This is a genomic window from Caldiplasma sukawensis (assembly GCF_052315375.1).
In the GTDB taxonomy this organism is placed as follows: Archaea; Thermoplasmatota; Thermoplasmata; order Thermoplasmatales; family Thermoplasmataceae; genus Cuniculiplasma.
In genome coordinates this window covers 57,609-76,706 of sequence record NZ_JBLSDG010000003.1, presented here as the reverse complement: position 1 = coordinate 76,706, position 19,098 = coordinate 57,609, and the positions used below count along the sequence as shown (strand labels likewise).

The 19,098-nt window shown below is 38.2% G+C and carries 17 protein-coding genes; 10 read left to right on the top strand and 7 right to left on the bottom strand.

All coding sequences use genetic code 11. From position 1 onward, the window contains the following. The first annotated feature begins 6 nt into the window (after window positions 1-6). Window positions 7-1,461: a glycine--tRNA ligase gene (locus ACNF4Z_RS02835; protein ID WP_458327731.1), complete on the top strand. Its 1,455-nt coding sequence runs from the start codon at window positions 7-9 to the stop codon at window positions 1,459-1,461. Window positions 1,462-1,502: 41 nt separating this feature from the next. On the opposite strand, the gene ACNF4Z_RS02830 is transcribed toward ACNF4Z_RS02835, so the two are convergent. Next, a complete protein-coding gene (locus tag ACNF4Z_RS02830; protein WP_458327823.1) occupies window positions 1,503-2,015 on the bottom strand; it encodes a peroxiredoxin in 513 nt (170 codons plus the stop codon). 128 nt (window positions 2,016-2,143) lie between these two features. On the opposite strand from ACNF4Z_RS02830, the gene acnA reads away from it, so the two are divergent. Then, a complete protein-coding gene (gene acnA / locus ACNF4Z_RS02825) occupies window positions 2,144-4,816 on the top strand; it encodes an aconitate hydratase AcnA (RefSeq protein WP_458327730.1) in 2,673 nt (890 codons plus the stop codon). A 6-nt stretch (window positions 4,817-4,822) separates the two neighbouring features. Here the strand turns inward: acnA and ACNF4Z_RS02820 are convergent, their stop codons facing one another. Further along, window positions 4,823-5,467, bottom strand: coding sequence for an N-glycosylase/DNA lyase (locus tag ACNF4Z_RS02820; RefSeq protein ID WP_458327729.1), 645 nt, complete (start codon window positions 5,465-5,467; stop codon window positions 4,823-4,825). Window positions 5,468-5,504: 37 nt separating this feature from the next. Here ACNF4Z_RS02820 and ACNF4Z_RS02815 point away from each other — a divergent pair, with 37 nt between their 5' ends. Next, window positions 5,505-6,383 (top strand): phospholipase D-like domain-containing protein, encoded by an 879-nt coding sequence (locus ACNF4Z_RS02815; protein WP_458327728.1) that lies wholly within the window; start codon window positions 5,505-5,507, stop codon window positions 6,381-6,383. On the opposite strand, the gene ACNF4Z_RS02810 is transcribed toward ACNF4Z_RS02815, so the two are convergent. Beyond that, window positions 6,380-6,949, bottom strand: coding sequence for a hypothetical protein (locus tag ACNF4Z_RS02810; protein WP_458327727.1), 570 nt, complete (start codon window positions 6,947-6,949; stop codon window positions 6,380-6,382). The genes ACNF4Z_RS02815 and ACNF4Z_RS02810 overlap by 4 nt on opposite strands. A 124-nt stretch (window positions 6,950-7,073) precedes the next feature. On the opposite strand from ACNF4Z_RS02810, the gene ACNF4Z_RS02805 reads away from it, so the two are divergent. The 3 genes from ACNF4Z_RS02805 to ACNF4Z_RS02795 are packed head-to-tail and all read left to right on the top strand — an operon-like array spanning window position 7,074 to window position 9,997. Beyond that, window positions 7,074-7,727, top strand: coding sequence for a hypothetical protein (locus ACNF4Z_RS02805; protein WP_458327726.1), 654 nt, complete (start codon window positions 7,074-7,076; stop codon window positions 7,725-7,727). After that, on the top strand, window positions 7,717-9,078 hold the full coding sequence (locus ACNF4Z_RS02800) for a cytochrome ubiquinol oxidase subunit I (protein WP_458327725.1): 1,362 nt from the start codon (window positions 7,717-7,719) through the stop codon (window positions 9,076-9,078). The genes ACNF4Z_RS02805 and ACNF4Z_RS02800 overlap by 11 nt, the downstream gene beginning before the upstream one ends. Next, window positions 9,071-9,997: a hypothetical protein gene (locus ACNF4Z_RS02795; RefSeq protein WP_458327724.1), complete on the top strand. Its 927-nt coding sequence runs from the start codon at window positions 9,071-9,073 to the stop codon at window positions 9,995-9,997. The genes ACNF4Z_RS02800 and ACNF4Z_RS02795 overlap by 8 nt, the downstream gene beginning before the upstream one ends. 1 nt (window position 9,998) lies before the next feature. On the opposite strand, the gene ACNF4Z_RS02790 is transcribed toward ACNF4Z_RS02795, so the two are convergent. Continuing rightward, entirely contained in the window at window positions 9,999-10,163 is a 165-nt protein-coding gene (locus tag ACNF4Z_RS02790; RefSeq protein ID WP_458327723.1) for a hypothetical protein, read from the bottom strand. A 78-nt stretch (window positions 10,164-10,241) separates the two neighbouring features. Between ACNF4Z_RS02790 and ACNF4Z_RS02785 the strand changes: the two genes are divergently transcribed. Both ACNF4Z_RS02785 and glyA read left to right on the top strand, forming a co-directional pair. Beyond that, window positions 10,242-13,538, top strand: a complete 3,297-nt coding sequence (locus ACNF4Z_RS02785; protein ID WP_458327722.1) for a S53 family peptidase — start codon at window positions 10,242-10,244, stop codon at window positions 13,536-13,538. A 45-nt stretch (window positions 13,539-13,583) separates the two neighbouring features. After that, the gene (gene glyA, locus ACNF4Z_RS02780) at window positions 13,584-14,873 is read left to right on the top strand and encodes a serine hydroxymethyltransferase (protein WP_458327721.1); all 1,290 of its coding nucleotides are present in this window, start codon (window positions 13,584-13,586) and stop codon (window positions 14,871-14,873) included. A gap of 10 nt (window positions 14,874-14,883) precedes the next feature. On the opposite strand, the gene ACNF4Z_RS02775 is transcribed toward glyA, so the two are convergent. Next, on the bottom strand, window positions 14,884-15,750 hold the full coding sequence (locus ACNF4Z_RS02775) for an NAD(P)-dependent oxidoreductase (protein ID WP_458327720.1): 867 nt from the start codon (window positions 15,748-15,750) through the stop codon (window positions 14,884-14,886). A gap of 88 nt (window positions 15,751-15,838) precedes the next feature. Between ACNF4Z_RS02775 and pdxT the strand changes: the two genes are divergently transcribed. Both pdxT and gcvT read left to right on the top strand, forming a co-directional pair. Next, a complete protein-coding gene (pdxT, locus tag ACNF4Z_RS02770; protein ID WP_458327822.1) occupies window positions 15,839-16,462 on the top strand; it encodes a pyridoxal 5'-phosphate synthase glutaminase subunit PdxT in 624 nt (207 codons plus the stop codon). Window position 16,463: 1 nt separating this feature from the next. Continuing rightward, window positions 16,464-17,510, top strand: a complete 1,047-nt coding sequence (gene gcvT, locus ACNF4Z_RS02765; RefSeq protein ID WP_458327719.1) for a glycine cleavage system aminomethyltransferase GcvT — start codon at window positions 16,464-16,466, stop codon at window positions 17,508-17,510. Between the two features lie 40 nt (window positions 17,511-17,550). On the opposite strand, the gene ACNF4Z_RS02760 is transcribed toward gcvT, so the two are convergent. Both ACNF4Z_RS02760 and ACNF4Z_RS02755 read right to left on the bottom strand, forming a co-directional pair. Further along, window positions 17,551-17,718 carry a hypothetical protein gene (locus ACNF4Z_RS02760; RefSeq protein ID WP_458327718.1) on the bottom strand — a complete coding sequence of 56 codons (168 nt, stop codon included), beginning with the start codon at window positions 17,716-17,718 and terminating at the stop codon, window positions 17,551-17,553. 44 nt (window positions 17,719-17,762) lie between these two features. Next, window positions 17,763-19,076, bottom strand: coding sequence for an outer membrane protein assembly factor BamB family protein (locus ACNF4Z_RS02755; RefSeq protein WP_458327717.1), 1,314 nt, complete (start codon window positions 19,074-19,076; stop codon window positions 17,763-17,765). Between the last annotated feature and the right edge of the window lie 22 nt (window positions 19,077-19,098).

Here is a 19,098-nt window from a genome sequence, read left to right as displayed (position 1 = left end):
TATTTAATGGGTGAACTTGAAACCGTTATTGAACTTGCAAAGAGAAGGGGATTCTTCTGGCAGTCATTCTCAACATATGGTGGTTTTGGGGGCCTTAACGATTATGCTCCACTTGGTTCATTATTGAAGGATCGTGTGTATTCAGTATGGAGCGGAATTTATGCCTCCCTTAATGGAATTGAACTTGATTCTCCCAACATTACACCTGAAGATGTGCTGAAGGCTTCAGGACATGTTGAAAGATTTTCAGATGTTGCCGTAACTTGCCTAAACTGTCATACCAAACAGAAGGCAGAAAATCTGATTTCAGAGATTGGATTGCAGGCGAAAAACGGACTACCTGAAGAATTTGATCTGATAATAGAGAGCAGGGGGATTAAATGCCCCAGATGTGGTGGAAAGTTCGGAAAGGCTTATAATTTCAACCTCATGTTCAAGATAGATGGGCAGGATGGCACTTTCTATATGAGGCCAGAAACTGCACAGGGTATTTTTGTGAATTTTAAAAATCTTTACAATTACAATAGAAACAAACTTCCAATGATAGTATACCAGAAGGGGAAAGGTTTCAGAAATGAGATCTCTCCAAGGCAGGCCCTGATAAGGGAGAGAGAATTTTACATGGCAGAGGTGGAGGTCTTTCTTGAGAATGATAAATATGACAGCTTCAAGCCTAAGGGCGACGTTGATGTTACACTTCTTGACAGAAACGGGAATGAACATCACACAAACCTTTTAAAAGCATCCGAAAGCGGATTGCTGAATCCAGATCATGCATTCTTTCTTGAAATTACTTATGGTTTTGCCACAAGGGTTGGAATAAAGAAGGAAAGGCTTAGATTCAGACAGCACAGGAAGGACGAACTGGCACATTATTCAAGGGACTGCTGGGATCTTGAGGCATATATGGACGGGAACTGGGTTGAAATAACAGGAATTTCAGATAGAGGAACATACGATCTGGAAATGCATCAGAAATACACGGGTAAAAATTATGAATATGCGGATGGAAAAATTGCAAGGGTGATCGAACCAGCCTCTGGAATAGGAAGAATAATAATGGCCATACTGACATCTTCATTTAGAAAGAGAGAAAGTGATTACAATTACCTTGACCTCCCTGATGAAGTTGCACCTTACAGAATATGCGTTCTCCCTCTTCAGAAAAAGGATGGGCTTGCTGAAAAAGCAAGGGAATTCATGGAAAAAATCAGGGCCATAGAGCCATTCTCAACATATGATGAGAGCGGGGCAATAGGAAGGAGATATGCAAGACAGGATGAAATTGGCACACCCTACTGCCTCACAGTTGATTATGAAACCCTTGAAAATGGCTCCTTTACATTAAGGGAGAGGAACACAATGGAGCAGATCAGGATAGAATCAATTGATGAACTTTTATCCACAGGAAATATACTTACCTCACCTGCCATAATTAGAACGAGAAAACTTAGAAAATGATCTTATATTTTATTGGTTATCATAATATATATTAAAATTTTTCAAACACGATATTCTCTGTTAAGAAATGACATTACTCTGCCTACTGCGTCATGCTGATTCAGAGCAAACAATGCCTCCTTGGCAAGTTTTGGATGCATTCTGAAATTGAATGCCGAGGTATATGTGAATTTTATTCTTCCGTCAAGACCTATGAGATATGTAACTCTCTGATTCATATACTGTATTGGCCTTACCTTAACATCATAATCAGCCCATATTTTTCCGTCCGGATCAGATATAAGACTGAAATTTAGATTTCTCTTTTTTATAAATTCCCTGTGACTTTCAACACTGTCTATGCTCACCCCCAGAACCTTTGCATCCAGTGTTTTGAAATCATCGAATTCATCCCTAAACTCGCATGCCTCTCTCTTGCAACCAAAGGATTCATCCTTTGGATAAAAATAGAGTATTATGTAATTTCTACCTATGAAATCTGATAATCTTATTTTATTACCTGTTTCAATGATACCAGTAAAATCTGGTGCTGGAGTTCCAACCGGAAGGGCTATGATTTTGTTATTCGTTTAATATATGTAAAAAAGCATACGAAATTTTTTTACCTTTTGAACCGTTCTTAAACTTTTTTCTTTTATTTAAAATATTTCAAAGCTTATTAGTATAATTAGAATTACTGAATATGAGCACTGAAGAATTCATTGATGAAATAACATTTGATGGAAAAAAATACAAATATGTGTCTCTGAAAAAGGTTGAGAAAAAATATCCACAAGTTAAGGACTTTCCAAGATCACTCAAAATTATACTTGAAAGCCTTATAAGAAATTTTGATGGGGAAAAGGTAACTCAAAAGGATATAGAAAATCTTGTTTCATGGAGACCGGATTCTGATCCGGACTATGAAATTCCGTTTACTGTTTCAAGGGTTTTAATGCAAGATTTCACGGGAGTGCCGGCAATTGTTGACATTGCTTCAATGAGAGATGCATTCAAAAAAATGGGTGAAAATCCTGAAAAGATAGAACCACTGGTTCCGGTTGATCTTGTTATAGATCACTCGGTTCAGGTTGATTTTTATGGGAGCAATGAAGCACTCAGGAAAAACTCTGAAATAGAATTTCAAAGAAACATTGAGAGATACAGATTTTTGAAATGGGCTCAGGGCTCAATGAAGAAGCTGAAGATTGTGCCACCTTCAACAGGAATAGTCCATCAGGTGAATCTGGAGTACCTTGCAAAGGTAGTTTTTATAAATGATGAGGAAAAAATGGCATATTTTGATACACTGGTTGGTACTGATTCACACACAACAATGATCAACGGCCTTGGTGTCCTTGGCTGGGGTGTTGGAGGAATTGAGGCAGAAGCTGCAATGCTGGGGCAACCAGTAACTTTTCTTGCACCAAAGGTTGTGGGTGTAAATGTTCATGGAAAACCGAAGGATGGTGTCACTGCAACAGACATTGTTCTTACACTAACAGAAATTTTGAGAAAGAGCAATGTTGTTGGGAAATTCGTTGAATTTTTTGGTGACGGAATTAAACATCTGGCTTTACCCGACAGGGCAACGCTGTCAAATATGTGCCCTGAATACGGGGCAACATGTGCTCTGTTTCCCGTTGATGAGGAATCCATAACTTATCTTGAAACAACCGGCAGGGATAGTAAACTAATAGATTTCATACAGGAGTACATGAAAAAACAGGGTCTCTTTGGAAATGTAAAATCCTCATACTCAGAGCTTATTGATTTTGATCTTGGAATGATCGAACCCACCATTGCAGGCCCTAAACTTCCACAGCAGAAGGTTCTTTTGAAAGATTCTGGTAAGAGTTTTCTCAAGTTCATGGAGGAAAGCAATGGATCCTCTGAGAAAAACAAGAGTAATCAGAAGATGGTGTCACTTAAGTCAGTAAAGATTAATATTGATGGTAAGGAGGAGACCTTAAGGGATGGGGATGTGGTCATAGCAGCAATTACAAGCTGCACAAACACATCAAATCCAAGGGTAATGATAGGAGCAGGTCTTCTTGCAAAAAGGGCAGTTGAACTTGGTCTCAAGGTGAATCCAAAGGTTAAGACAAGTCTGGCACCAGGTTCCAGGGTCGTGTCTGAATACCTTAATAAAAGCGGTCTTCAGAAATATTTGGACACTCTTGGATTCAACGTTGTTGGATTTGGATGTACCACATGTATTGGAAATAGTGGACCCCTGAGGCCTGAAATAGAAGATGCAATCGTCAATAATAATATGTACACTGTTTCTGTCCTTTCAGGAAATAGAAATTTTGAGGCCAGGATTCACAGAAATGTCAGGGCAAACTATCTCATGTCACCAATGCTTGTTGTTGCCTATGCAATTGCAGGAACAATTAACATAGATATGGATAAGGAACCAATTGGAAAGGGAAAGGATGGAAAGGAAGTTTTTCTCAAGGATCTTTGGCCGGAGGAGAAGGAGATAAGTGAGGAGATAAGGAAGAATGTAACCTCGGACCTCTTCAGATCCAACTATGAAAAAATAGGTAAATTCAGTGAATTGTGGAACGAACTAGATACCCCGGAGGGGGTACTGTACAAATGGGATGAGAAGAGTACCTACATAAGAAACCCTCCTTTCTTTGATAACTTTTCAAAAAATGAGGGAAAATACTCAAATGTTTTGAAAGGACTTAAAGTGCTGGCGGTGTTTGGAGACTCAATAACAACAGATCATATTTCACCAGCTGGTTCAATAGGGAAAAATTCACCTGCGGGACAGTATCTTATTGAAAAGGGCGTAAATCCAGAGGATTTCAACTCCTTTGGTTCCAGAAGGGGCAACCATGAAGTAATGATGAGGGGAACATTCGGAAACAACAGGATTAAAAACCTACTTGTTGACAAGGAGGGCCCAAGGACAGTTGATCCTGAATCTGGAAAAGAGGATTGGATATACAATGTGGCAATGAAATTGAAGGAGAAGGGTGGCAGCATAGTAATTGCGGGAAAGGAGTACGGTTCTGGATCAAGCAGGGACTGGGCTGCAAAGGGTCCATATCTGCTGGGTGTAAAGGCTGTAATTGCAGAATCCTTTGAGAGAATACACAGAAGTAACCTTGTATGTATGGGTGTTCTTCCTCTTCAGTTCAAGGATGGGAAAAATTTCAAATCCATGGATATTGATGTGACAAAAGAAATAACATTGAAACTTCCTGAGAAGCTTGAACCAAGACAGAATGCAACAATATCATACACATCCAGGGATGGGAAACAAAAGGAAGAGGAACTTACAGTAAGACTGGATACACCGGTTGAGGTTAAATATTATCTCAATGATGGAATACTGCCTTTCGTAATGAGAAAAATGTGAAGCAAATTATTTTATAAGCTGCCCGGAGGCAATTTTCCATACATAGAGATCAAAAATGCCGGGCTCCATGCCAAAACTTTCAGAAATTAATCTGAATTTTTTTTCTATTTTTATGTATTCCTTCTTTGATAGGGAAAAGGAATTTGATTTTTCACCAAGAACAAGCCTGAGTATGTGTTTGTCAAGTATTGCAAAGGAAAATGTTCCTGTGTTTCTCAAAAAGTGTGAAGCTTCCTTATAACCAAGCCCCTTTACATTTTGAATCAGATACTCCCTTGCATACCAGGGATCCGGATGGTTTATTATTACAGGGAGTTCATCCAGTAACTTTCTTGATTCATATATGTATCTTGAACGTGTGTTGTAGAACCTGCACCTTTCTTTGTGCAGTGCATTTCTCAGATCCTCCATTCCAAAATGGAGGAACGGTTCAATCCCAAGTCTTTCCTGCATCTTTGTACCCAGCTTTGCCGAGGTGTTTGCTGTTATTATGCAAAAAACAAGTTCAAAAAATATTTCCTCGGAACTTCTGTTCCTGAATGATCTGAATTCCCGAACCTTGTCATTCACCTCTGCTGAAAATGGAGAGTTTATCAGTTCTTCAACCTGCTCTATCCATGTTTTTTCTTTCAATGATTCCAAGGCTCTCATATGGAAATGATTAATATAGTGTTAAATTTTATCATTTGTGGAAGTTTATTCTTTACCAGAGGCTGGAAAGACGAAAGTTATTGATTTTATAAAATCAAGCTATGAATTTCTGAACATGAACTTTTACCTCTTAGATGATGAGGAAGTTATGAGGACAATAAAGGAGCAGGTTGAAAAAAAGGTAAAGGTACGCATAATTATTGACGGCCACCCATTCAATTCTGAAACCCCTGACATCTCTGTTTTAAAAAACACTGGTGCAAAGGTCATAATTGCACCAATGAGATTTGACAATCATGATGTATTTGACCATGCAAAGTACATGGTGAATGAACACAGTTTTTTTATAGGAACTCTAAACATGACGGAATCAGCATTTACAAAAAATAGGGAATATTTCGTTATTGGAGATGAAAAAAAGATAAGAAAAGCCCTTGAGAATGTGTTTGAGTCTGATTATGAAAACGAGAGGATAAGGCCAAAAGACAGGGACGTTCTCATGATCTCTCCTGATTCGGAGAGAGAACTGTTTTCATTCATGAGAGGAGGAAAAAAACTTTTCATAGAGACTGAGGAACTGGGGGATGATCCCACCCTACTTGAACTCCTGAGATCAAAGGGAAAAAAGGTCAGACTAATACTGCCATCAACCATAAGCAGTGAGGACAAAAAGAATGCATTATCCCTGAAGGATTCTGGCGTGAAAATAAGGATAATGCCGGCTAATTCACTTTACCTTCATGCTAAGATGATTCACATAAAGAAAAGAGCGTTCATAGGTTCACAAAATTTTTCTGGAACAAGCCTCGAGAGAAACAGGGAGATTGGGATAATATTCAAAAAAGGTTTGCACAGAAAAATACTCATGGAAAAATTCAATTCAGACTGGAAGATATCGGAAAATCTGAAAAATTAAATATTTGTCAAGCCCTTATACCATATGAAACCCTCGGATATCAGGGCATCCTCTTTTTTAATTCCGTATGCGGAAAAAAATCCTTCAACTCCACTCACAGTTGCCTTTGCAGATTCAATGCTGTAACCTGTTCCTGATATCTTCACACTTATCCTATGATCCTCCTTTTGAATGTCTATGAAATTCCCCACCATTATGTTTTTGTACTGTTGGATCTGATCTATAAGCTCTTCAAGTGTTTCTGCATATTTTTTAATTATATTACCAAGTATCTGGCCTCTTTCATACCATTTTTTCAATGTTTCCTTCTCACTGTATTTCATAGAATTCTTTACCAGGAAATCCAGAAGTATGGAAGGTACAGGAACTGAACCTGTTTCAATAAGCAGACTTATAAGTGTTCCAATACGTACTATATCCTCACTTCTGATACCTATTGAATCCAGTGCCATGTAAAGTGATACTGCTTCCATAACAATTGAGCTTACCGGCCTCCCTTTTTTATCAGCGAAATCTTCCAGCTTCTGGATTGCTTCGTTTTTCATGCTCACATTGATTCTTCCCATTTAAAACTCTAAATCATTCATTACTATTATAATATCTTTTATTGTGTGTATTTTTGCTCATTATTGTCCATGTTTGTGTATTTTTATTCTTAATAATTAATATAACTTTTTGAAATATGCAGTTATGAATAAACTGCTTGTTTATTCCACAATATTCATAACAATGGCCAGTTTCCTTCTTGCCATCACAGTGTTCTTCAAGAAAGGAATTTCCTATAAATTCTGGGGTTCCGGTCTTTTCCTGTTTGTACTTGGGGCATTTCTTGAAGTTCTGTTTGCACTGAATATTTCGGGAACTTTACTTTTTTCAGTTTACCTGTTCTCTGTGGCACTTCTGGTGGAATTGCTTGCTTTGGGTTCACTTTCACTTTTGAATAATAAAAAAATGTTGCTTGGATTTATAGTATATACAGTGTTATCGTCCCTTGCAGTAATTGCAACATTAATAATCACTCCCGCCTCAAATATACTTGTGAACGGAGTTGTTTATGGTGCCCTTCCCCTGCCTGTTGTCATTTCGTCTTCATTTTCCACGTTCCCATCTGCAGCAATACTGATAGGTGTTGCCGTATACTCACTTAAAAAAACAGGAAATCTGAAAATGGTATGGATAATTGCTGGAACAGTTTTAGTTTCCATTGCGGGGTCACTTTACATTGCAAGCTTCCCTGAGCTTCTCTACTATTCTGAATTCCTTGGAATCCTGTTCCTATGGGCAGGGTTCTTCAATTTTTCAAGCCTTGTAAAAATAAGAAGGGGTGATGCCGTTGAGTATTAGTTTCTTTGATCGTTTCCTGTTTGCATTCACAATTGGTTCCCACATAATTATTGTGGGAACAAGCGTATCCCTTGGACTGCTTCTTGTGATTCTTGAGTTTCTTCATGCAAGAAAAAACAGGGAAGTGTATGAATATCTGATAAAAAGGGTTAAAAAAATGTTCATAGTTGCATTTGGTATTGGAACTGCAAGCGGAATTGTGATGGCAGTAGAACTTGTAAACCTTTTTCCAGGATTCATGAAGCTTGTGTCTGAAACCGGTGCAATAAATATCTTTTATGCTGAGGTTTCAGCCTTTTTCCTGGAAACCATAACTTTGATGATTTATGCTTATTATGAAAACGCTTTCAGATGGAAATACAGCAATTTTCTCCTGTCCCTTGGTGTCTATCTTGGAGTGATAATGTCTGCAGTGTTCATCACAATGGTCAATGCATGGATGAACACACCCAATGGATTCAACCTAAGTTATTTTGAAACCACTGGCAAAGTCATAAATGTTGCACCTTTTGCCCCTTTCTTCACTGCATCAACAGCTGATGAACTTGAACATGTGCTGACAACAACCATTTTTGCAGGTGTTGTCCTTACATCAGGAATGTTTGCATACACATATCTGAGATCCAATGAGGAAATTGAGAAAAAGGCCTCTGCACTGGTTCTCAGGATATCCGCCTGGATATCAATGATAACAATAGCCCTTGCGGGAATAACTGGAGGAAACGAGGTCATTTCACTGCTGAAGTACCAGCCGGAGAAATATGCTGCAATTGAATTGAACCCTGTAACAGGAACAGGATTCTCAGAGCATATTTTTGGATATCTGAACAATGGCATAATTTATGGTTCTTTGAAAATACCTGGCCTTCAGGCTTTTCTTGCAAAGATAGAATCTGGTATAACAACCCTTCCCGGTCTTTCTTCATTTCCAAAAAGCACATGGCCGCCCCTTTTTGTCCATACCAGTTTTGACATAATGGTGGTTGGTGGCCTTCTCATGGGGCTTTTCTTCTTCATACTCTTCCTTTACTTCATAATGAGAAAGGACTTTACAAGAAATCGCCTACTGGTGTTGCTGGAAATTCCTTTGTCATTCATTGCCTATGCAATTTATGAACTGGGATGGGTTACAGATGAGGTTGGAAGACAGCCATGGATTGTTTACAATGTTATGAAAGTGTCCCAGGCCGAATCAACATCCACAGCCATCATATTGCCAGGATATTTCATAATTGCATTCTACCTGCTTGTAATTCCACTGACATTCTACATAATGATGAGAATATACAGGAACAGACAGACTGTAACCCATAATAAAAAAAGTAATTTGAAGGAGGGTGTTTATGACTGAATACGTTTTTTTAATTGATTATGCAATATTTTCAGTATTTATATCCCTGTTTCTGACAGAATTCATGGGTTCATACCAGCTTATTTTCAACTGGAAAAACAGTTCTGACACCGTTATTCAATACATAACACCGATCTGGGAAATAACAGGTACATTTGCAGCGTTCTGGGTTGTTGCTTCTGATTTTATATTTCCATCGGCAATACTACCAGTGGCATATCTATATTCCGGGGGAATAATGGTATTTCTCATATTCTTTGTGGCAAGAAACGCTGCCTTTGTTTATGGAGAATACATGAATTCAGGCAGGTTTTTGTCAAAAAGATTTCTCATGTATTCATATGGGTTTTCCACCTTTGCCCTTGCACTTATTGCCCTTTTTGTCATATCAGGTATAATTGGTGCTGGGGGAGTTAACACACAAAATCTTTCTTTTAACTTTGGGCAGTGGATAATTGACCCTTATTCCTGGATGTTTCTCGTATCCGGAACTCTCATATCATGGGGCCTTTCTTACATGTTTTTTGATGTCGGTGCATCATGGAAAACCGCACTTGTTGTTTTTGCAGGACTCCTCACCGGTTCAGTGTCCCTCTATTCCATGGATGGTGCAGGGTTTTCAATTCTTCCAGTAATTTCAGCCATCTTAATTTCTCTGGTTGCCCTTTCATCTTTGACAGAATTCAGGATTAAGAAATTATTTTTCATTCCATTACTTTCAATTTCTGTGTTTTTAACATATCCTCTTGTTTACCCCTATGCTTTCCATCATACCTTGAATGTAAACTCACTGATGAACAATGGGCCTCTTCTGAATTCCTTCCTTATAATCACAGTTTTCGGTTTGATTCTGTTGTCATTCCTGTTTCTTGTCATGTATAGGGCAATGAAAAACAAAAAATCTTTAAAAATTCAATAATTCAAAATTTTTTTGGTTTCGGTATTGTATATTCTTTATTTTCACCACTGTAATGGTTGAACCTTGCCCCACATTCATTGCAGCTCATCCTCTTCACAAGATAGGAGTTGAATCCCCAGTTTTTTATTTCTTCAACATTTTCTGAACCACATACAGGGCATTTCATATTAAAGTAAGGAAAATGTGTTGAATAAATCTTTCTGCTTCATGCAACATATATATATTGAAATTATTATTATTGAGTGTGAATAGACCAATCATAAAATTCATTGTAATACTCCTTTTCTTGATAATAATATTTCCATTGTTGATGACAAGTTCAGAAGAACTTAAGACGGATAAAAAATTTGAAGGAAATGATGTGAGAATATTCAAAACCAAGGGAATCTATTCTAAATTTCCCGTTACACCGGGATCCATTTTAGCGGGAAATCATTCCCAATATTATGGAAACGTTTCTGTTCTTCTCCAGTTTTCTTACAGTAATCAGAGCAGACTTAATTCGCTTCTGCAAAATCTGTCTGACCAAAAGAGTGCTCAGTACAGGCATTTTTTAAACCTGAAAGAATTTGATGAGAATTTTTCACCCCCATCATATATTTATTGTGAGGCTGTCCAGTACTTTTCCAACTTTCCCCATATGCATATTAAAAAGTTCTCCGGAATGTTCTCTCTTCAGATATGCGGGTCTTCATTGGAAATGAGTAAGGCATTCAACACAAGTTTTGTTGTAGGGCCATCAGAAAAATACTATTCCACTAATTATCCGGAACTGCCTGAATCCATTGCATCACACATTTCAGGTTCAGTGGGTTTCACAGACAGAAGTGTTAATGCTTCCCTGAACCTTGGTGTCTCAGGCAAAACTTATAAAAATGTAAAACAGGAGAGTGGTTATCCCTCCCCTATTGACTGTAGTAATGGCCAGCTAATTTACGGAAGTGATCTTCAAGTAGCATATGATGAGGTTTCTCTCTTCAATTTTACCTATCCAAAAAATGAAGTCATTGCAACAATACTCTGGTCCGGACAAAACAAAACTGGTGCAAATGTGGGACCCTATGATCCCACGGATGTGTACGATTATTTTAATGAAACGCTTCCAAAGAATGAACCCATGCCTCAGGTCCATGCGGTGCCAATCAACGGTGCACCATATCCTGGTATTCGTGCCACATGTGATGTTACAGGATCCTTTGAAGAAAATACCCTTGACTTAGAGATGGCTGGAAGCCTGGCACCGGGTGCATCCATATTCAATGTATATGGTCCAACGTCTTCCTGTGAAAATATTGACAGTGCCTTTGCATTTATTCTGAATCCAAACAATAAGGTTCCACAGCTCAAGAATGTGTCTGTCATTACCAATTCCTGGGGTGCATCAGACAACAATAATACTCTGTGGTACGATTATTTACAGGAGGCTCAGGCAAGAGGAATTACTGTCCTGGCTAGCTCTGGAGACGGATGTGACAATGTAAACAGTTCCAAATATTCAGGATCAATCAGTTCTTTCCCAGCCGCAATGGCCTACAATTCCTTTGGAATAACGGCAGTTGGTGGAACAACCTTGAGGCTGTATCAGGATCTTTCAATAGAAAATCAGACTGCATGGTATATCAGTTCAGATTGCAAACTAGGGCCTATTGGAAGCGAAGGTGGCATATCAACTGTCTTTCCTGAGCCGGCATTTCAACTTTCCACAGAGGCAAATAAAATTCTTGGGGGAAAAGGACGAGGAACACCTGATATAAGTGCTATTGCAAATGATACAGCTGTATGCCTGAGTGTAAATCTGTCTAATCCTGCACCATACATATTTTACGGAACAAGCATAGCCTCTCCTGTTATGGCCGGAATAATTGCAGAGATTGATGCTGTGCTGAAAGATTTCGGAGAAGGTAATGTTGGTTACCTCAATCCTTTTTTGTATAAACTGGCAAACAGACAATTTTATTCAAATAATAGTGAAAAATGTTCTCATTTCATCTCCTCTGGTGGATATAAATATGGAATTCCTGCCTCTGCATTCTACAACGTTGACAGTGGACACAACCACCTTTTTAAAGCGTTGCCCGGATATAACCTTGTTACAGGATGGGGCTCCATAAACGCTTATAATTTAACCCTTTTTCTCATTGAAAGGAATTTTTCCTTTAACCCGTCTGCACTGAGGGGTGTGGATTTTAATCTTTCACTCCAGGGTATAAATGTAACAGGATATCTCTACAATAATAGAACTGGCTCATTTTCATCTGTTGACAACTGTTACAACGGCTCAATTCAGGAAAATGCCGTGGTTGCCAATGAGCTGGGAGCACCACTTTACTGGATACAAAATGTCATATATCTGAAATACAGATCTGGCTTCTGGTTCGTGAACTACACTGCCTGGGTATCATATCCCTTCTTTGGCCTGTATCCTGGTATCACTTCATTCAGATACCTTTTTCCCATAGGAAAAATGGTTAGTCTTCCACATGAATTTAATATGAGCATGGTTCTTGAAAATTCCACCTCTCCATGTGGATCGTACATTAATTTTGTGGTGAATAACAATGTAGAGAAAATCAACACGCCGGGTGCAGCTTACATCATAGGCTCCCAGAATTACAATTACATTTATAATGGAAAGAACGAAATTAACGGACCTTCTCCTGGCACCTCCCTGCCCGGAGGACTGGCACCCCAGTTTGGACTTACGGGGCCACCCACAGACGGTTTAGGAAAATATGGTAACGGAACTGTTGGAAACGTCACTTCTTACGGACTTTATTTCTCCTCCCATAAATGGGTTGCCCTTTCTCTTCACCCAATTTCATCGAAATATTCCATAGTCCAGACAGGTGAGACTGCCTCAGGAATAGTTTATTCAGGATCGGGAAACAGATATTCATTATCATTTAGCAGGAATGCTGATTATCAGGGAGTTTTTGCTTCAGTTGGAAAAGTATTTTGCATTACAATCAGGGAAAGGGGGCTCCCTGATAACACACCATGGTATGTTAAGACCAATGGTACACCTGTCATATTAACAACTGCAAATAATACAACCTTTCCGTTCTTCAATGGAACATTCACTTTCTGTATCATGTCAAGTAATCCATGGTACAGTGGTGGAAACCTCACGGTTAATGTGAAAAATAATCTATCATATACATGGAATTTTCAACGTCTTTATCTTTTGAGTTTTGAAATAGAAAACCTACCTTTAAACGGGAAATGGGGAGTGAACATTTCCTCTTTCCATGACATTACGGAACTAAAATCCATTTCCCTTAAGGTTAAAAACGGTACATATAATGCCACTCTTTATCATGTCACAGGTACAGTATTGTGTTATCCTGGTGGAAAAATATACAATGTTGAAAATTCACAGATTCAAATTACGGTTGATGGACACAACGAAACATTTACGCTTGATTTTGGGCTTAACAGCAGCTCAGGAGGAAACATTATAATATTGGTGCTTTTCCCAGCAGCATTGATTCTTGTTATCGCCTTTATAATATTACTGATGAGAAAAAGAAAAGACAGGTAGATTTAAGAAAATACATCTTAAAATAATGGTAATGCATCATAATATATGGAAAATAACCTTCACCGGGCGGAGGAACTAAGAAAGATAGTTAAAGATCATGAGGATTTTTTTAAGGATTCAATTCCACTTATTGCCTCTGAAAATCTTATGAGTCCAATGGCCATGGAAATGCTTCTGTCAGATTTTGGAAACAGGTATGCAGAGGGGCTTCCAGGACAGAGATATTATCAGGGTAATATATTTGTGGATAGGGCTGAAACTTTAATAACTGAGGCTGCAAAAGAGCTTTTCAATGTTCCACAGGCTGATCCAAGGCCAATATCAGGTACAAATGCAAACCAGGCTGTTGCATTTGGTCTACTCTCTCCCGGAGACACAATTTGTGCTCCAGATCTTTCCGGGGGAGGACACATCAGTGCAGCAAAATTTGGTACGCTTGGTTTCAGGGGACTTAACATAGTTAACTATCCTTATGATGAGGAGACAATGACAGTGGACCCCTCCGGAGCTGAGAAAATAATAAGGGAAAGCAAACCAAAGGTCTGCCTTTTTGGTCAGTCTGTTTTCCTCTTTCCCGCTCCAATTAAGGAGCTTAGAGATGTGTTTCAGGAGGTTGGATGCAAGGTCTGGTACGATGGAGCCCATGTCCTTGGTTTGATTGCCGGTGGAAAGTTCCAGGACCCAATGAGAGAGGGTGCAGATGTAATGACTGGCTCAACACACAAGACCTTTCCAGGACCACAGCATGGAATAATAGTTGGAAATACTGATGAAAAGACTTGGAAAAAGGTTCAGAGGGGGGTTTTTCCTGGAGTTTTAAGCAATCATCATCTTAACACAATGGCTGCACTTGGTATCACAATATTTGAGATGATTGATTTCGGGAAGTCTTATGCCTCTGCAATTGTGGAGAATGCAAAGGCAATGGCTGAGCAACTACATGAACTTGGAGTAACTGTACTTGGAGAAAAAAGGGGATTTACGGAATCACACACTCTGGTTGCTGACGTCAGGAAGTTTGGTGGTGGAAAATTTGTTGCTGAAAAACTTGAAAAATGTGGAATTGTTCTAAATAAGAATTTGATACCTGCCGATCACAATAGAAATTCTCAGGATCCAAGCGGAATAAGGATTGGTTCACAGGAAATAACAAGAATAGGTATGGGAAAATCAGAAGCAAAACATGTTGCAGAGATTATAGTAAGAGCAATGAATGAAAACTCAGACATTGAAAAAATAAGAAAAGAAGTTGCTGAATTTAAATCAAACTTCAATGAAGTAAAATACTGCTATGGCAAGAGAGAAGCCTATGGGCACATAGATCTTTTCAGATGATGTGTAAACATCATCTGCTGTTTATAACTTTAAAAAATTTGAATATTGCACTCATATCAAGGTTTCCGTAATTTGCCTCCATATTAGAGTAAAAGGATTCTGATATTGATGAGAAAACGTGGCTTAGTCCGTTTTTTGTAAGCATTTCGTTTCCATATCTCAGATCCTTCAACTGGTGAGAAAGAAGAAACTGTGGGGTAAAGTCCATGTTCTTCATGTTTTCACCCTTAAGTTCCAGTGAAGCTGTCCTTGCACCCCCTCCCTGTAATGCCTTTACCATATTGTTAAAATCAAGTTTTAATTCCATTCCTGCATTTACAATTTCGCTTACTGCTGACACAATGGTTCCCATTAATAGATTGTTAAGAAGTTTCATGGCTATCCCTTTTCCGTTTTCTCCCATGTATATCTGCTGAGCTGAAAAACACTGAAGAACCGTTCTTATTTCTTCAAAAATCTCACTGTCACCGCCGAATACACATGTGAGTTTTCCTGACTCTGCAGCCGGTACACTGCCTATTACAGGACAGTCGCAGTATTTTATTGATTTATCTCTAGAGAACTCAAAGTTTTTAATTGACTGTTCCTGGGAAATTGTACTCATATCAATTATTGCTTTAACCTTTCCTTTAATGGATAAGATTTTTTCCACTATTTCCCCTGAAGCTTTGGAATCGGTAACAATCATAAAAATTATATCGCTTTTTTCCACCAAAGATTCTATGGAATTTACACTGTATTTTTTCAAATCCTCTGGGATTTTGTTTTCAGTTCTGTTGTATATTTTAAGATTGTGGCCATTTTTCAAAATATTTCGGCAAATTGGTACACCCATCATACCTGTACCTATGAATCCATAAACTTTGTCCATAATCATGAAATGGTTTAAGCTTAATGTTTTTATTCATTTTAAAATTAGAATATAATAAGTGGAACAATTTTAAATTGGTATGGCATACCTCAGTGTGAATATTGCCGTAATAGGTTATCAGGGAGATGTTGAAGAGCATCTCGAGATGTTAAGTTCCATAGGAAGTAAAGGATTTAATGTAAATACATACAGGGCGAGGAGTACTGAAACCCTGAAGAATGCAGATGGTATTGTGATTCCTGGCGGTGAGAGTACAACAATATACAAACTTACAAAGGAGTATGGTCTGTATGATATGATAATTCAACTGGCCAGTTCAGGGGTTCCTGTAATGGGAACATGTGCAGGCATAATACTTCTGAGCAGGGAAACAAATGATACGAGAGTACAGGGGATGGGCCTTCTCAATGTCTCAATAGAGAGAAACGGATATGGAAGACAGGGTGATTCTTTTCAGAGAAACATTTCAGTAAATGGTATTGGTGATTTTAATGCTGTATTCATAAGAGCCCCAGTGATAAAATCAACAGGGGAAAATGTAGATATACTTGCATATGAGGGGAACAGGCCTGTGATGGTAAGACAGGGAAATATCATAGGAATGACATTTCACCCTGAGTTGACTGAGGATACAAGGATACATGTGTTTTTTTTGAATATGATAAAAGAGAGGGAGGGGTATACTTCCCAAGGAAAGATAAAAGAAAGGGTGGCATGAAATGAAAACGGTCCTTTATGACAACCATGTAATGAATGGAGCGAAGATGGTGGATTTTCATTCATGGAATATGCCACTTTATTATGAATCCATACTGAAAGAACACATGTCTGTAAGAAAAAAGGTTGGAATTTTTGACGTTTCACACATGGGTGACCTTTTCATAGAGGGGGATAACTCAACAGACTTTTTACTCAGCATTTTACCGTCGGATATTGAAAATGCAAAGGAGAACAGCTGTACTTACACAGCATTTTTGAACTCTGATGGAAAAATGATTGATGATACAATAATATACAAATTTTCAGATGAAAAATATCTTTCAATACCAAATGCAGCAACTACAGATCTCATTTACAATCATGTCAAATCCTTTGACAAAAAAGGCGTTGAAATTAAAAACGTATCTGATGAATACGGATGCATAGCTGTGCAGGGGCCTGAAAGCCAACCACTTATTGAAGATCTCGGGTTTGAATTTCCTGAAAGTTTTAGATTTTATGAGATTAACCATTTAATAGTTTCAGGAACGGGATATACTGGAGAGAAAGGTGTTGAGATAATAGGTAAAAACAAAAATATAGTTGAAATGTGGGAAAAACTTTCTGAAAAGCTGAAAAATTATGATGGAAGTTTGTGTGGTCTTGGGGCAAGGGACACACTGAGAATGGAGAAAGGATTTCTTCTTTCAGGCCAGGATTTTAACAATGATAGAACGCCAAGGGAAGCTGGTATATCTTTCATACTAACAAACAGAAAGAATTACATGGGAAAGGAATTTGCTGAGAGAACTGACTTTACTGAAATATTCAGAGGATTTATTGCAGAAGAAAAAGGAGCAATTCCAAGAACTGGTTCTGAAATTTTCGATCAAGAAGGGAATAAAATTGGCATCATCACAAGCGGTAGCCTTTCACCAGTTTTAGGAATGGGTATAGGTCTTGGATATATACAGAGAGAGTTTTCCGGCCAGAATAAATATGTTTACATAGATGTTAGGGGGAAAAGAAACAGATTCATGGTAAGCAGACCAAAGATGGTGGTATGACTATTTTCATTTCCATAGGAAGTGAACCCCTCCCCCTCTTTCAGTAAAGTTTTGACATTATTTCATTTCTTTTATTCATCCATGTTCTGTATTCCTCATCATCTATTCCATGTATGTCTCTGTTTTGCCTGATTTGCAGAAGCCTTTCATTTACAAATGCAAGTTCAGCCTCAAGTTTCATCCTAGTCTGCCTGTCCAGCGTTACCATAAATTTGTATTGCAAATTATTAAAAAAATATTTTGAATGTTATTTTAGCATACTTTTATGGCTCTGTAGAAATTGTATTTTACTGTTTTCATCACCCCATTCATTCCAAAAAGCAGAAAAGCGTTGTTGAATACAATAACGTTTCCTGGACCCATGGGGACTCCAAAATTTTTGCTGCAAACCAGATTTCCGTTCATATTGAATATCATCATGGTTCCATTATACGTCACAGTTATAACGAAACCTCCAACAACATTTACGTTTGAATCATCCAGGCCAGTGTATTGTCTCCATAATATTGATCCATTGAAAGCGTTTATGGCAAGAAGGCAGCAAATGGATGTTGGCTCAGTAAATATTATGTTTCCTATGGAAGTTAGAGGGGGCACCTCAATTGGAGGAAATTCTGGCTGACATCCTATTCCGTCATATGTTATCCAGCTAGGGTTTCCATTTACAGCATTCAATGCAATTGTAAAGCTTTTCATGGTCCCGTTGGGACAAGTGATTGTGTAGCCTGTAACAATATTCCCATCTGAGTATACAGGGGATGCATCTGTTAATCCTCCTGTTCCGTTTGTTAGATAAGTCCAGTTAATTTTACCGGTTTCTGCATTCACGGAATAGAAACAGTATGGGTTTCCCCCTCCAAAATAAACATTCCCGTCATAAAGGAGGAGAGAGGACATGCTCACAAAGGAATATATTGTATCTTTCCAGACAAGGGAACCGTTGAAAGCGTTAAGGGAAAAAACTTTTCCAGAACCGTCTGCTTCAATAAGTAAGCCATCATAGAATACGGGTGTTGGCATATCCTCCCCAAGAGTATAGTATTTCCACAAAATCTTACCGTTTGTACTGTTAACAGCTGCAATGTAATTTATTCCGGTTCCCCTAATATTCTCGCATTGAAAAGTGTTGTTTCCAAGCCCAATAAATATGATACCATATATACCAATTGGTTCAGTCATAACTTCATTTGAAAATCTATCAATCCATTTCACAGTGCCAGTTGTTCCATTAACATCAGCAAGACCGCCACCACCCGAACTCATGTTTGTAAGATCAACGTAATAATTATTATGATAATAGTAAGGATCAACAATAATTGAACAGTTCAGATCAACAAATATGCTTGAGACGTTTTGATAATATGTGTAAATGTGATGAGAGTTTCCCTCAAACTGAACACACCCTGTATAATAGATTTTTGATGCGTTTGTGTTCCCTGGCGAAGTTTGAAAAATCCTTAAATTTTTGATTATCTTCTGATCGTTTATTACCTCATATCCAAGGGTAGAGGAAATCCCAACCAGTATTATGATCATAAATACAAGAATCTTGAAAAATTTGTTCACAACTTTTTATAATGTATATAAT